The organism is Neochlamydia sp. AcF65 (assembly GCF_018342435.1).
Taxonomy (GTDB): domain Bacteria; phylum Chlamydiota; class Chlamydiia; order Chlamydiales; family Parachlamydiaceae; genus Neochlamydia.
Genome location: NZ_JAEMUE010000039.1, coordinates 1 through 15,110, shown reverse-complemented (window position 1 = coordinate 15,110; position 15,110 = coordinate 1). Strand labels below are relative to the sequence as shown.

Genomic DNA, 15,110 nt, shown 5'->3' with positions numbered 1-15,110 from the left:
TATCCTTATTTTAGCTTGCAAAATCAAGCATCATTTACAATGATTTCAGGATAAAGAGGATAGTGCTGCAAAAGTTCTGCTACACGGCTGCGGGATCTTTCTAAAATTGCAGGCTCTACGATTGCTTGTGCTTTACTGGGTTGCCCGGTTTTATTATTTATAATTGGGGTAGTATGAGTAAGGATATCAGCAGAGATATCTGCAATTTCAGCCATTTCCTCAACACCTAATCCTAACGTTGTGACTGCTGCTGCTCCCATGCGGACGCCAGAAGTGTACCAGGGTCCATTTTTGTCAAAAGGTATGGCATTACGATTGACAGTCAACATAGCTTGGCGTAATGCCGTCTCAGCGTGCCTGCCCGTCAACCCATATTGAGTTAAGTCTAAAATTAGCAAATGATTTTCTGTTCCTCCTGTCACTAATCGAATCCCTCTTTTGCGAAATTGAGCAGCAAGGGCTTGCATGTTATCCACAATTTTTTGTGCATAATCGCAGAATGCCTTGCTATTAGCCTCTTTGAAAGCAATAGCTTTTGCAGCTATCACATGGGGCAAAGGACCTCCCAGGACAAGGGGGCATCCTTTATTGACAATGTCGATATATTCTTTAGTGCATAGGATAATGCCGCCACGTGGTCCGCGCAGGGTTTTGTGGGTGGTAGACGTGACAATATGGGCATAAGGAATAGGATTAAACTCACCAGTGAATACTTTCCCCGCCACTAATCCGGCAAAATGAGCCATATCGACCATTAACACAGCCCCCACGCTATCTGCTATTTCACGCATTTTAGCAAAGTTAATTCTGCGAGGATAAGCTGAATAACCTGCTAAAAGAATAGTAGGTTTCTCTTGTTTAGCCATGTTTGCAAGCTGTGAGTAATCTAAAAGCTCAGTAGAGGGATCCACATCATAAAGAACAGCTTTCATCATTTTACTCGATATATTATGCCGGTAGCCGTGTGTTAAATGCCCTCCAGAGTTTAAAGACATTCCCATGACTTTTTGATTAAGCATTAGTTGACGAATATTTTCATATTCGTGGGGAGCTAATTCATCGAGATTTTTTTTACCTAGCTTTTCAATGGCAGGATTTTGCACACGTTGCACAAGAATAGACCAAAAAGCAACCAAATTAGCATCTGCTCCAGAGTGAGGCTGGACATAAGCTTCTTCGCAGCCAAAAATAGACTTAAGCTCTTTGATGGCTATTTCTTCAACTGTATCGACGTTTTCGCAGCCTGCATAAAAACGATGATGGGCAAATCCTTCGGCATACTTATCTGTCAGAAGATTTCCCATAGCAAGTTGAACAGCTAGGGAAGAAAAATTTTCTGAAGCAATAAGCTTAAGATATGAGCGCTGATCTTTAAGTTCTTGCAAGATGCTCGCACTGATTTGAGGGGCTGCTGTTTCAATATAATCTAAAGCTGCTAAGTAGGCGATAGTAGCTTTATTACGTTCGCTGGGGGCACTTTTTGCAAAATAATTGTCTAATAATGTCATACGCAAGCTCCTCATTAAGGATCATAAGAGGAACCAATTTATCTTAAATATGCAAATTTGTAAATGAGATTACTTTTAAGGTTAAGAAATATAAAAGAAGGATTTTTATCGATTGAAGAAGATAACCAAGTTTATGGACTAAATTAAAAAAAATGCAAAATTTAATAATAGATAAATATCTAAATATAAAACCTTTGAGTTTGAATTGAGGTTTTTTTATCAAGGAAGCTGAAAGTTAAGAGGGAATAAGAAAAGAAAAACAATTGAGAAAATTTTAAAAAATTAAGCCATTTGAGTCATTTTAAGCTGATTGAGAGAAGGAGAGGGTGTAAAAAATAATTTATATCGATTAAGTAAAGCTTTTTTTTGTTTTTCTATAAAAATTCTTTTAACTTTTGCATTTCTTCTAGCTGGCTTTCTTTACAAGATGGGTTCATTCAGAAATAAACTTTTTCAGACTTTTTTCTTGAGAATTATCCTGGAAGGAACTATGCTTTATAGCAAAATAGCAAAGACCTGATTAAGGCCACCTTTACAACGCGTAGGAAAAAGCATGCAAGAAGCTCTTAACATAATTTTAGAAATACAAGAATTTGATATGCAGCTTATTCAATTAATGAGGCTCAAAAAAGAGCGCCAAGATGAATTGCATAATATTAATTCTGTTAAATCGGACTTGCAACACCAATCTCTTGTAAAAGAATCGGAAATTGCAGAATTAAAAAAGCATATACGTCTTGTGGAAGGTGAGCATCATGACATTGTCGCTAAGCTAAAGAAGCTGGAAGCGCAACAAAATCATGTAAAAAAGGTAGAAGAGTTTAATGCTTTAAGCCAAGAGATGTCGGCAGTAGATCGAGAACGTATAGCTAAAGAATTGCGATTAAGTGACCTTTATGACAAGCTAGCTATAGAAGAAGACCATCTGAAAAATCTTACTCAAAGCCTTGAAGCAACTAGCGAAAGTAGTAAAGCTCTTGAAGCTGAAATTATGGAAAGTATTCGTGAAATTAATGCTGAGGGAAGACAACTCAAGCAAAAACGTGATGAGCTTGTCCTTAAGGCTGATCCCGAAACATTTCGCATCTACGAGAGATTACTGCGCAATAAAAAAGACCGCGTGGTTGTTCCTATTGAAAACCGTTGCTGTAGTGGATGCCACATTATGTTAACAGCTCAAGATGAAAACCTAGTACGAAAAGGTGAGCGTTTAGTCTTCTGTGAGCATTGCGCACGTATTCATTATTGGCAAGAAAGCGAAGCACTTGAAGGTACAAGTGTGGCTACAAAGACGCGTCGTCGCCGTTCTACAAAAATAAAAAGTTAAGTTTAATCTAAGCGTTTACTTACTATTAAAGCCTTAATTTTTTAAGTAAATCCTACAGTTAAGCCTTTAAGTTTACTTGTCCTTTAGGAAATATCTACCTATAATCACTTCAAGTGAATAAAAGCTCAAGTGAATAAAAGCATGTCTGGGAAGAGAGGCAATCGCTCTTACTTTTTAAGTAAGGGAGGAAAGTCTGGACTTCATAGGAGAGGATACCAGCGAAAAGCTGGGGGCCGTAAGGCTACGGAAAGTGTAACAGAAAATATACCGCTGTTTAACTTCTAGTTAAATAGACAGGGTGAAATGCTAACTTTAAGAGGAAGCTCTACTTGAGGAGACTCAAGAGATGACAAACCCTATCCGAAGCAAGACCGAATTAAAGCTTTATAGTTCTCCGCTATGCTTTATAAGGGTCGCTTGAGCATGTTAGTGATAATGTGCCTAGATGAATGATTGCCCAACGGTCACAAGGCCGTGAGACAGAATCCGGCTTAAAATCTTCCCAGACTTTTATTTTTCTTCTTATCCATTCAAGAAATTAACTTTTTTCAAGCTGGCTCTCTCCTTAAGGCAAGCTTTTTATTAGGTATACGATTACATAAAGAGTTGCTTAAAAAGCAAATTAGATTTTCCTGAGCTGCTTTTCTTACCTAAAGGCCTATCAAAAGCATAGGGTGAATACTTTTTAGTGCATTCATGGGGGTGAATTTTTGCATGGCGAGCAAAAAAGCCCCTCGAAAAGTTTTTTACCTCTAGCTAGGATGGGTTTTTAAGTTTATCCTTTGGATAAAATAGCAAGATAGTTAATGCTATTATCCCTGCCTTACACAGGCGTATTATTATACATCCTAATGCTTTCAAAAAATTCCCGGCGCACTACCTCATTATTTTGAAAGTTACCTCGCAGAATATTAGTGACCGTGTGGCTATGTTCATTTTCAATGCCGCGAGCAATGACACAGTAGTGTTCTGCAATAATCGAAATAGCTACATTCTCAGTATCAAGTAGATGAGCAAGCGAATCTACGATTTGCGCAGCTAATCTTTCTTGCACTTGAGGTCGCTTAGCAAAAAAACGCACGATGCGGGGGATTTTTGATAAGCCGATCAATTTTTTATGAGGGATGTAAGCGACATACGCATAGCCGCGCATAGGAACAAAGTGGTGTTCACAAAAGCTAGTAAAATTAACTTTTACTAGGATAATATTAGCATCTTCCCTTTTAGAAGGTTCATATTTGTTCTCAAAAAAACTCACCTCAGGAAAGTTATCATCTTTAAGCCCAGAAAAGATCTCCTTAACATACATACGAGCAATACGGCTTGGAGTATCTTGCAGGGAATCATCGGATAAATCGAGCCCTAGTATTTGTAGAATCTCGGTGTACTTTTCAGCGATCAGTTTAATTTTTTCCTCATCCGTCTTATCATCTATGCTTTCTAAAATAGGAGATGGATAGCAGGTGCGGATGTGTAAGGGTGCGTTTGCTTGTAGGGGAAGTTGTTTTTTAGGTGCTTTTTTGGCCATGATCTTCCTTCTTTTGCCTATAAATTTCGCTAGCAGTTATGGCAAAGGCATTTGCCACATTTAATGAATTCTTACGGCCTCTCAGGGGGATTTCAATAAGGTGGTCAGCTATCTTTAAAACTTCATCTGAGCAACCATATTCTTCATTGCCTAAGGCTAAGGTAAAGGTTTCAGGAAAAACAAAGTCATATAAAGATATAGCTTGTGGGCTTGTCTCCATCACAATCAAGGGACGAGGCAAATCAGTTGCTTTACAGCTAGGGTGGCACTCTATCCATTGAAAGGTTCCCATAGAAGCATTTTGCACCTGTTGATTGTTTATATAGGGAGTATGCTCAGAGAAATAGATAGCTCCTAAAGCAAAAGCTTCGGTGGTTCGAATAATACTCCCTACGTTATGAGCTGATCTTAAAGAGTCTAAATAGATAGAGATGGGCCATATTTTCTCTCCTTGCGCTCGATCTCCTCGCCGGATAGATGGCAATAAATGATGCTCTCGAACTTTTCGATTAGATAACTTAAGATGGTAATGATAACGATTGGCGATCTCTTTAGCATCCGAGGAGAGTTTATCTTCCGCCTGCATCCATCCTTGTAGCTCATGATAATGAGTTAACATCTCCTCTATAGGTTGGAAGGCAATTTTGCTTTTGTAAATGGCTAATAAAAGCTCTGCACATTTTTTATGTTGTTTTTCCATAGAAAATGATAAGAACTTTCTTTTAGTAAACATTTGGCCTTGACGAATCTTAAGCTTTTTGTTTCTCTGCTTTGACAGCTAAATATTCATCTAAATTTCCGTCAAATACTTGGATACCATTTTCTTCAAAAGCAATAATTTTGTTAGCTACTTGAGAGATCAGATCACGATCATGACTGACGACTACTACTGTGCCTTTATACTCATTTAATCCCCATGCTAACGCAGAGACAGCCTCTAGGTCGAGATGATTATTAGGCTCATCCAGCAAAAGAACGTTATGCTCGGCTAACATCATACCCGCGATAATCAGGCGTGCTGTCTCACCACCAGAAAGACTAGCTACCGGCTTAAAAGCATCGTCTCCACCAAATAGCATTTTGCCCATTACACTACGGATATCTTGATCATAGATACCAGGGCGTCTTTCTTTAAGCCATTCAAACGCTGTTTGCTTAACGTTTTTGTCTACAGCTTCCATATGATTTTGTGGAAAATAACAGATCTGTACTTGATGGCCATGTTCTATATTTCCTTTATCAGGAGATAAAGCTTGTGCTAGCATTCTAATCAGAGTCGTCTTTCCGCGGCCATTATTACCGATAATACCAATTTTATCTTCCCTAGCAATTTCTAAAGAAAAATTGGTAACAACCGCCGGTCCATCATAAGCTTTTTGTATATTGTCTACTTTCAATACAATTTTACCTGGCTGCTTTTCTGTGGGTATAAAACGGATGTAAGGACGTTGAATATTTGTTTTCTTTAGCTCTTGAGGCTGTAAACGAGAAATTTCCCGTTGGCGTGACTGCACTTGGCTTGCACGTGTTCCGGCGCCAAATTTAGACACAAATTCGCGCAGTTGAGCAATCTTTTTTTCTTTAGATTTAGCATCTGCTTCCGCCCGATCGCGTACTGCACTTTTAGCTGCAATCATATCATCATAGTTGCCAGGATAAAGGATGATAGTCTCATAATCGATATCCGCTATATGGGTAGTCACCGAATTCAAGAAATGGCGATCATGGCTGATCACAATAAGCACGCCTTTATAACCGTGCAAAAAGTTCTCCAGCCACCCAATAGACTCTAAATCGAGGTGGTTAGTAGGTTCATCCAGCAGCAAGGCTTGAGGATCTCCAAATAAAGCTTGACATAGTAGCACTCTAAATTGATGGTCTAAGGGAATCTCATGCATTTTAAGATAAAAAAATTCTTCCGCAATTCCCATACCTGCTAATAAAATTTCCGCATTAGATTCAGCAGAATAGCCATCTTCTTCGGCGATAATTCCTTCTATTTCCCCCAGACGCATGCCTACATCATCTGTCATTTCTACTTCATAAAGAGCGTCACGTTCTTTAAAGGCATCCCACAAGCGTTTATTACCCATGATTACGACATCGACCACTTTAATATCGCTATAGGCTTCGATATTTTGTTTTAGAATCCCTACTCGGTCAGGCAGAGTAATGCTTCCACTTGTGGCCTCTTCCACGCCCATAATGATTTTAAGTAAAGTAGTTTTTCCTGCTCCGTTAGGCCCTGTTAAGCCATAGCGATTCCCCGCATTAAAAGTCATAATAACTTCTTCAAATAGGACGCGGCTACCAAAGCTTTTAGATATTTTATTTAAAGTCAGCATAAGATAATAAATTTTAGATTTTTTCCTTATTATATTACCTAGAATACAGATAACTCGCAACTAAAATTCAGGATTAACTTTACCCCCTTTTAAACCCCTTACGCTGCTTTAGAAGTATGTTGAAGCCTTATTACAAAATAATGACCTAAATTTTTTTGCATGAGGCAGAGTTAAATAAATTTAACCATAGAAATTTTTTTGGAAAAATTATCCATCAAAGCGGCAAAAAGAATTAGCTTTTGTGCTCTAGCTTATGAAGCTTTTGCACGGGGATGAGATTGATGATAAACTTTTTTCTTAAGCTTAGGTGATACTTGAGTATAAATAGTGGTGGTAGATAACGAGGTATGGCCTAACAAAACTTGAATGGTTTTTAGGTCCATGCCATTCTCTAACCAATGCGTAGCAATTGTGTGACGAATCGTGTGAGGCGTAATTTTGCCGGCTAAGCCACTATTTCTTATATAATTATCAAATGTTCGATCGATTGAGCGCGTGGTAAGTCGAGTGCCTAACTTATTCAAAAAGATTGCCTGGGAGTCCACTTGTTCTCTATGTCCATCCGTACACGTATGGCGTTCAGGATGCTCGAGATATTTTTGAATCCATTGAGCAGCATTTTTGGTAATGGGAATCACTCTTTCTTTTTTTCCTTTACCTTTAAGGCGTACAAGCAAGTTTTGATGATCAAAATCGCGACGATTAAGAGAAGCTAGCTCACTGACGCGTAATCCAGAGCTGTAAAATAGCTCCATAATTACGCGATCGCGAAAACCTAAGAAAGTAGAGAGGTCCGGTGCTGCAAAGATTTTTAAAACTTGATCGTAGGAAAGAGAGGTGGGAAGCTTTTTTTCTATTTTCGGCGTATCTAGCTCTTCCGTAGGATTAATGCTTATAAATTTATGGGCAAAAGCATATTTAAAGAAGGCACGAATTGAGGAAAGCCGTCTAACAATTGTCTTTTTATTGATACCGCCTTGAGTAAGTGTGGCTAAAAATCCCCGAATGGTTTTACGGTCGATCATGGACAGAGGAATAAGGGCATCATAGGCAGTAGAATATTTATCTATCATGTTATGATGAATTTTAGGTGCTATTTCTTGAGAAGCTCTAGGAGGTAAATGGTGAGTTTCAATATAAATTTTAAAGGCATTTAGATCGATGGCATAATTACGGACAGTATGTTCCGAAGCATTTTTGATGGTTTTAAGATGCTTTAAAAACTTTTGGGCCGTAGAGATAAACATACATTTTTTTCTTAAAGATTTTTAGGAAAAGGAAATGTTAATAAATCATCAGCAATATAAGTGTGGGGGAAGACGGCTCGAGCTTCTTCTTCAAAAGGCCTTAAGTTTTGGTAGCGTGCGGAAAAATGAGTGAGTATAAGTTGCTTTACACCGGCTTCTTTGGCAATAGTAGCAGCTTGCTTGGCGGTTAGATGAAAATGCTTACGTGCTAGTTCCTGATGCTCCTCCAGGTAGGTGCTTTCACAGATTAAAACCTTAGCATGGCGAGCGATATCGATGGCGTTTTGACAGTAACGGGTATCGATAACTACTGCAAGGCTGTCGCCTTTCCTAATATGGCTGACCTGATCTAAAGTCACCGTTTTTCCATCTAAGACCAGAAAACCTTTCTGCTCCAGTTCACGCACTAAAGGTCCTTTAACACCCAAAGTTTGCAGATTATTGCGTTCATATTTGCGGGTGTCAGGTTCTGTAATTCTCCACCCTAAGTTTTCTACACCATGATCCAATTCCACAGCTTCAATGCGAAATTTACCATCATCGTGAACTAGCCCCCCTTTAGAGACGGGATGTTCGACCACATGGATGAGCTCATGATAAATGGTTCCATAGCGCAGACGATCAAAAAAGCGTTTGCCACTTGCCGGGTAATAGCAGTGAATAGGATGAGTAACCTTATCGAGATTAAGACGCATCAAAACAGAACCTAGCCCTAAGCAATGATCTCCATGGAAATGGGAGACAAAGATACGTGTCACCACTGTAGGAGCTACATTAGCGAAAATAAATTGCCTCTGTGTGCCTTCCCCTGGATCAAACAATAGCCCTTCATCATTCCATCGTACTAAATAGGCACCATGGTTGCGCATGCGGGTGGGTTGCTGACTTGAGCAGCCTAAAATGATGATATCTCGTACGGTCATAAACTAAAAAAATTAACGGTTTTTATAAGCAAAAAAGTCCAGGCTACCTAGCAGAAGGCCAACAATAGCTCCTGATAAGTGCGCTGTATTCGCTATACCGGGGGAAAAGGCTGATTTGGTGTAAATTTCCATCAAAAATGATACCAGTTGAATGCCAAACATCGCAATGATAAATACCATAATAAATGTAAAAGTTGAGGCCTGCAATTGATATCCTTCCCAAGCAGCCTTCTTCTGGCGCATCCAGACAAAGGTGAGCATGGCACAGAGCACCCCTGAAAATCCCAGAAAATTAGGCCCCCCCATCAAATATTGTAGAGTATTTGTTAATATGCCTGCGAGAACGATAAATAAAATGTAACGGCTAGAACGCAGGCGCTCTTCCATTTGTTTACCTAAAACAAGGAGCCATATCATGTTAAAGAATAGATGAAAAATATCATCATGGAGCAAAGTAGGGGTTAATAAGCGCCAAATTTGCCCTTCACGAATTTTTTCAAATAAAGGAGGATTAGACTCTTCGGAAGCATTCGCAGTGAAAAAACGATTGCTCAGTTTAGCATACAGTCCTTTCCAGTAGGGGGTATGATTAAAGGTGTTAAGGAGGATCTGCTCCTGAAACGACATTTCCGTAGGATCTTGAAGGCTTTCGATCCCATAAGCACTAATAATTTTATCCATTATGGTGTAAGCGTAAGGATAATCATACATCAAAGCTTTATGGACAGGGGAGTTTAATAGCACGGTGCTGGGTAGTTTATTAGGGATACGATTAAGTGAAGGTGCTGTGAAGGTAGAAAGAAAAAGTAGAAGAGAGCAAAGAATTAATAAGGTGGTAGTAATTTTACCCCAGCCACTGGGTTTAGCATATTGCACTTTTTTTTGGCCTATCATTTTTAAGTGAGCTTCTTTGATTTTTTCTTTCACAGGCTCTTTTAGCCAACTTTTTGAGGTAGGAGCAGCCGCCATAGCAGCTTGAGGATTATCTAAAAAAGCTTGCACTTTTTCCAAGGCTTTTTCTAAGTCTTCTTCTTCAATGACCCACAGTTTATAAATCATATCGCCATAATTTTGGCTGCCCCAATCGGTATTCTTCTCTATTTCCAGTTGATGATTAATGCCGTAGCCTCCAAGGAAAGCAGAAAGGTTTTGTGCTTGCTTTTGATTTTTAAATGTTCCTATCAAACGCATGATCGGATCTCCTAAGATGGTAACGAGGAAATTTTCTTTAATATTTGTGAGGTAGATAGGCCAGGAATCAAATTCACGAGGTGCAGACGCCCGCCACTCGCGCGAACTATCTCTGCTTCTAGGCAATTTTCTCCATATTCTGCTCCATTGACATGTACATCCGGTTTAATAATTTTAAGCAGTTCAATAGGATTAGTTTCTTCAAACCAGGTCACATAATCGATAAAGCTAAGAGCACTTATCATTTGCAAGCGAAATTCTAAAGGAATGATAGGACGCCAAGGGCTTTTATATTGCTTGATCGATTGATCACTATTAAGGGCTGCAATAAGAATATCTGCTTGCTGAGAAGCTTCGAATAAAATTTGCAAATGCCCAGCATGTAGCAAATCGAAGGACCCATTAATCGTGGCAATCTTTTGACCTTGCTCACGTAGCTCTTCAATTTTTTGAGCCAAGTTTATAGGGGTAATATGTTTTTTTAAGCATTCTATAGACCATGTTTTAGACATATAAGCACCTTATCCAAAAGTAACGATTATTTTAACAAGCTCGGCTAATTACTAGGTATGGAAATATGCAGATTTATGGTCTATTCTTTCTCTTGCCTTTTTATCGCTTGCTAAAAGAAAAAGGTCTTTATTAATTTCACGCTGATTTTTATGTAGAGATAGAAATTTTTTTATGTTATGGGTGAAAAACAAAACTTAAAATAAAGCTGACGATAATATGCGTATGCCGTTAGGGACACCGCTTCATTTGATGAAATATAGCAAGATCGAAAAAGAAGAAGAGTTTATTGAACAGCTATCTAGGCATTCTGCGGATTTAGTCTCTTTTTTCCTCGCTGCTTGCAATGATGAGCACTGGATTGAATCCTATCTTAGCCCGATGAAAGCCCTTTTTAAATGGTTTACGGATGCCCATATTCATACCAATCTTCCTTATCATTTCTTTTATCAGGTCATACCTTCTACTTATCAGCATATGGAATTTCTAAAAGCTTTTATTCCTTTAGATTTAACGATTAAAAGCGGGGAGCAAGAATATTTTTTTAATAGCTTACTATTAAGCCATCATAGTTACTATTTTAGACGACGTATCATGAAAGAGTGCTCTTATGTAGAAAGACGTATTCTTAAGATTGATGGTATTTTTCCTCAAACGATGGAGGTGATTGAAAAGTTTGCCCTGACAAATATAGCGGAAGATGTATGGAAAAAGTCGCCAGAGGAGCTTTGGGCCCTTCTCAAAGATCTAAAAATTTTAGGCTTTGCACCCCTCGGGGAAGCCTGCGAAAGGGTTTTACATCGATACATAGATAGGAATAACGTATTAGAGATATTGATTAAAGCTCATCATCATTCCTTACCACTTTTAAAAAGTGGCTGCATAGAGTTTATCAATCAGCTAGATTGGGGCGTGCGTTTTCTGGTGACTTCGCTAAACCGTCTTTCAATAGAATTTCTACATTACAAGTCGATCGCCTTAGAAGTATTCAATACCCTCTCTTCATCTATTACCCACCTTACTTTTTCAGGTAAAATGGCTGCTGATCCTTATTTTAAAATGATGACCAATCATACCCCCCAGCTAATAGGATTAGATTTGAGTGAGTCAGCTATTTTCTTAGATCATCTAGCCGATTTTCCACCCACATTGCAAGAGTTGTGTTTATCGCGTTGCTCCTGGGTTAATGCTGAGGCTTTAAATATCTTAGCAAATACCTGCCCACATCTTTTAAAACTAGATTTAAGCAGTAATGAACATTTAAACTATGGAATATGGCCTCATCTACAACATTTCAAACAACTAAAGACTTTTGACATCTCGCGTTGCATACAAATTAACGATAATGATTTAAAAATGATTATTCAAGCCTGCCCTTCCCTTATAGAATTAAGCCTTGCCAATTGTCAAAAAGTCAGTGGTGAGGCTTTTTTTCACCTAGGTAGGTTGTTACCCAATTTATCCGCTTTAAATCTTTCACGTTCCTTGGTTATAGACGCTGCTTTAATTGATATTATGATGCATTGTAAAAATCTATATTTTCTAGACATTTCTAGATGTGACTCTCTTTCTGAAAAGGGAGTTTTAGAGGGGATTAAAAGATGCCCAAGCTTAAAAAAAGTACTTTTGAAGCATTCACCCATTAGCAAAAATGGAATTGAGTTAATTAGGAAAACTTTTCCTTATCTAGAATTAGAAATTGAGTAGGTTTATCTTTCTTTAATAACCGTTAGTGCTAGCATTTAAAAACCACTGTAGTAGATGTTAAAAGGGCTTAATGATAGGAGTGGCTACAGGCCTATGCAAGCTTGCAATTTTAAAAAAAAATTAAGTTTTTTACATATGCTTATTTGCTGCTTAAAATTCTTCTAGCAGGGGGGTTGAATAATCAATTAAACTTCATATTATCCTAGGCTAAATAAATTTTTAATCGTAAAATTTTTTAGCATCTCCTTACGACATTGTTGTTAGCTTGTTGGCTAGTATTGTCACTATAGGGTGGTTTTCATTAAAGAGCTTAAGAGCAATAGCAAGCGCTTTCTTGGTATATTTTTTTGCTTGGCCTAAATTGCCTTGCTGTTGGTAGATTCCTCCCAAAGCTTGGTAGATTTGTCCTAGGTTATTGTAATAGATTACCACCCTGGGATGATTTTCGCCGAAATGGTTAAGATCGATGGCAAGTGCTTTGTTAATATGCTCTTCCGCCTGGCCTAAATTTCCTTGTTCTTGGCAGATTCCTCCTAGGTTATTGTAATAAATTGCCATCCTGGGATGATTTTCACCATAAAGCTTAAGATCGATGGCAAGTGCTTTCTTGATATATTCAGCCGCTTTGTCTAAATTATGTTGGCCTTGGTAGATTGTCGCTAAGTTATTGTAGTCTCTTGCCACCCTGGGATGATTTTCATCAAAAAGTTTAAGGTCGATAGCGAGTGCTTTGTTAATAAGCTCTTCCGCTTGGACTAAGCTGCCCTCTTGCTGGTAGATCAATCTTAGGTTGTTGTAACAATTTGCCACCTCGGGATGATATTTACCAAAAAGTTCAAGGTTAATAGCGAGCGCTCTGTGAATAAACTCTACGGCCTGGCTTAAATTGCGTTGATTTTGGTAGATTCTTCCTAGGTTGTTGTAACGAATTGCCACCCTGGGATGTTTTTCTCCATAATGCTTAAGATCAATGGTGAGTGCCTTATTAATAAACTCTTCTGCCTGACTAAAATTGCCTTTTTCCTGGTAAATGAGCCCTAGGTTGTTGTAACGAGTGGCCACCCTGGGATGATTTCCTCCATAATGCTTAAGGTCGAGGGTGAGTGCTTTATTAATAAACTCTATTGCCTGGTCTAACTTGCCTTGGCCTTGATAAATTCTTCCTAGGTTATTGTAATGAATTGCCGCATCGGAATGATTTTCACCCGAAAGCTTAAGGTTAATAGCAAGCGCTTTGTTAATATACTTTTCCGCCTGGACTAGATTGCCTTGCTCTTTGTAGATGAGTCCTAGGTTATCATAACGAATGGCTACATCAGGATGATATTCACCAAAAAGCCTAATGGCAATGGCAAGCGCTTTGTTAATAAACTCTACGGCCTGGCCTAAATTGCCTTGGCTTTGGTAGATTGCTCCTAGGTTATTGTAATAAATTGCCACTCTGGAATGAGTTTCGCCGAATAGGTTAAGGTCGATGGCAAGCGCTTTTTTAGTATACTGTGCTGCTTTGCATAAGTTGCCTTGTTCTTTGTAGATTGATCCCAGATTATTGTAAAAATTTGCCACCTCGGGATGATTTTCACCAAAAAGCTTAAAGGCAATGGCAAGTGCTTTGTTACTATAATCTTTCGCTTTATCTAAATTGCCTTGTTCTTTGTAGATTTGTCCTAAGTTATTGTAATCTCTTGCCAGTATGGGATGATTTTCACCAAAAAGGTTAAGATCAATGATAAGCGCTTTCTCAATAGACTTAACAGCCTGTTCTAAATTTCCTTGGGCTTGATAAATTGTTCCTAGATTATTATAACGAAGTGCCACCCTGGGATGATATTCACCAAAAAGCTCAAGGTCAACCGCAAGCGCTTTGTTGCTATACTCTTTCGCTTTGTCTAAATTACCTTGGTCTTGGTAAATGATGGCAAGAGCATTTAAAACCTCTGCATTTTGTGGATTTTCTTGTTCTGCTAAAAGATAGTATTTTTCTGCTTTCGTATGTTGGAAAAGCCTTAAGGCTATACCTCCTTGCGTCTGTAGTGAGTTATCCTCCAACCCAGAAGATTTAAGTATATCTTCATTACCTGATAAAAAATCTTGAATAACTTGATAGAAAGGAATGAAGATGTGGTAGATTTCTTTTATCTTTTTTAAGGCTTTATGATCTAGGGCAAACTGCTTTTTAATAAGATCTGGATCCTCAAACCCAAAAGGCTTAAGCAGAGGATTCATCATTTCCTGTTGAGCTTGGTAATGAGAATAAGTCTTAAGACGCATGAATAATGCTACGCTCATCCAATCTTTTAGCTTTTCACTGGCTCTTTTCGTTATAATTTCTAACTCTCTTAGTTTATCAATCCTAGCAAAAGTGTCGGAAGCTTCTACTTTTTTAAGAAGGGCTAGCCGGTCCAACGCTAAATGAGGAAACCGATAAAAGTCATTTTTAACTTTAAATAACATTCCTTGTTTGCTTAGGTTACCTATCCCTGGATCAAAATTTTCCATATCTTCATAAACTAAATGATGTTGAGCTAGGTATTGGCATATATTAAGATTTTGGTGATAAGGAGTAGTAAGCTGATGCTGAACATTTTGTCTATATTGCTCAGTTAGCTCTTTGTTACCTAACAAATGAGTAAAGTTTAGCAACTCCATAGGAAGATGAGGCTCTCTTTCATGCCACCATCGGCCTTTTTCATCTTTACCTACATATTGGGCCATCTGTCCAGGGGTTTGGATAAGCTCAAATGTCTTACCATTGCCCAAAGGAGTTTTGCAGCCTTTTCCTTCTACTCCTGCTCCATCAAAGGCAAAGCCCCGTGGCGTCATG

General features: G+C 38.5%; 11 protein-coding genes and 1 other RNA gene. 3 read left to right on the top strand and 9 right to left on the bottom strand.

Annotation, left to right across the window (positions count from 1 at the left end; translation table 11 throughout):
* Positions 1-23: 23 nt before the first annotated feature.
* On the bottom strand, positions 24-1,508 hold the full coding sequence (locus NEOC65_RS04305) for a glycine hydroxymethyltransferase (protein ID WP_166154624.1): 1,485 nt from the start codon (positions 1,506-1,508) through the stop codon (positions 24-26).
* Between the two features lie 553 nt (positions 1,509-2,061).
* Here NEOC65_RS04305 and cdsZ point away from each other — a divergent pair.
* Together cdsZ and rnpB are read left to right on the top strand one after the other, a co-directional pair.
* A complete protein-coding gene (cdsZ, locus tag NEOC65_RS04300) occupies positions 2,062-2,835 on the top strand; it encodes a zinc ribbon domain regulatory protein CdsZ (RefSeq protein ID WP_166154626.1) in 774 nt (257 codons plus the stop codon).
* Positions 2,836-2,980: 145 nt separating this feature from the next.
* Positions 2,981-3,345, top strand: an RNA gene (rnpB, locus tag NEOC65_RS04295) — RNase P RNA component class A.
* Positions 3,346-3,658: 313 nt separating this feature from the next.
* Here the strand turns inward: rnpB and folE are convergent.
* From folE to NEOC65_RS04260, 7 genes are all read right to left on the bottom strand, one after another.
* Positions 3,659-4,363, bottom strand: a complete 705-nt coding sequence (gene folE, locus NEOC65_RS04290) for a GTP cyclohydrolase I FolE (protein ID WP_166154628.1) — start codon at positions 4,361-4,363, stop codon at positions 3,659-3,661.
* Entirely contained in the window at positions 4,344-5,063 is a 720-nt protein-coding gene (locus NEOC65_RS04285; protein WP_166154630.1) for a TrmH family RNA methyltransferase, read from the bottom strand. The genes folE and NEOC65_RS04285 overlap by 20 nt, the downstream gene beginning before the upstream one ends.
* A gap of 49 nt (positions 5,064-5,112) precedes the next feature.
* The gene (locus NEOC65_RS04280; protein ID WP_166154632.1) at positions 5,113-6,708 is read right to left on the bottom strand and encodes an ATP-binding cassette domain-containing protein; all 1,596 of its coding nucleotides are present in this window, start codon (positions 6,706-6,708) and stop codon (positions 5,113-5,115) included.
* A 251-nt stretch (positions 6,709-6,959) separates the two neighbouring features.
* Positions 6,960-7,955 (bottom strand): tyrosine recombinase XerC, encoded by a 996-nt coding sequence (locus NEOC65_RS04275; protein ID WP_166154634.1) that lies wholly within the window; start codon positions 7,953-7,955, stop codon positions 6,960-6,962.
* A gap of 11 nt (positions 7,956-7,966) precedes the next feature.
* A complete protein-coding gene (locus tag NEOC65_RS04270; protein WP_166154636.1) occupies positions 7,967-8,878 on the bottom strand; it encodes a ribonuclease Z in 912 nt (303 codons plus the stop codon).
* Between the two features lie 12 nt (positions 8,879-8,890).
* Complete coding sequence (locus NEOC65_RS04265; RefSeq protein WP_213155850.1) at positions 8,891-10,069, bottom strand: rhomboid family intramembrane serine protease; 1,179 nt, start codon at positions 10,067-10,069, stop codon at positions 8,891-8,893.
* 11 nt (positions 10,070-10,080) lie between these two features.
* Entirely contained in the window at positions 10,081-10,581 is a 501-nt protein-coding gene (locus tag NEOC65_RS04260) for an adenylyltransferase/cytidyltransferase family protein (RefSeq protein WP_213151074.1), read from the bottom strand.
* 217 nt (positions 10,582-10,798) lie between these two features.
* Here NEOC65_RS04260 and NEOC65_RS04255 point away from each other — a divergent pair, with 217 nt between their 5' ends.
* Positions 10,799-12,286 carry a leucine-rich repeat domain-containing protein gene (locus NEOC65_RS04255; RefSeq protein ID WP_213155848.1) on the top strand — a complete coding sequence of 496 codons (1,488 nt, stop codon included), beginning with the start codon at positions 10,799-10,801 and terminating at the stop codon, positions 12,284-12,286.
* A gap of 246 nt (positions 12,287-12,532) precedes the next feature.
* On the opposite strand, the gene NEOC65_RS04250 is transcribed toward NEOC65_RS04255, so the two are convergent.
* A partial coding sequence (locus tag NEOC65_RS04250) for a tetratricopeptide repeat protein (RefSeq protein WP_213155846.1) occupies positions 12,533-15,110 on the bottom strand: 2,578 nt, incomplete at its 5' end.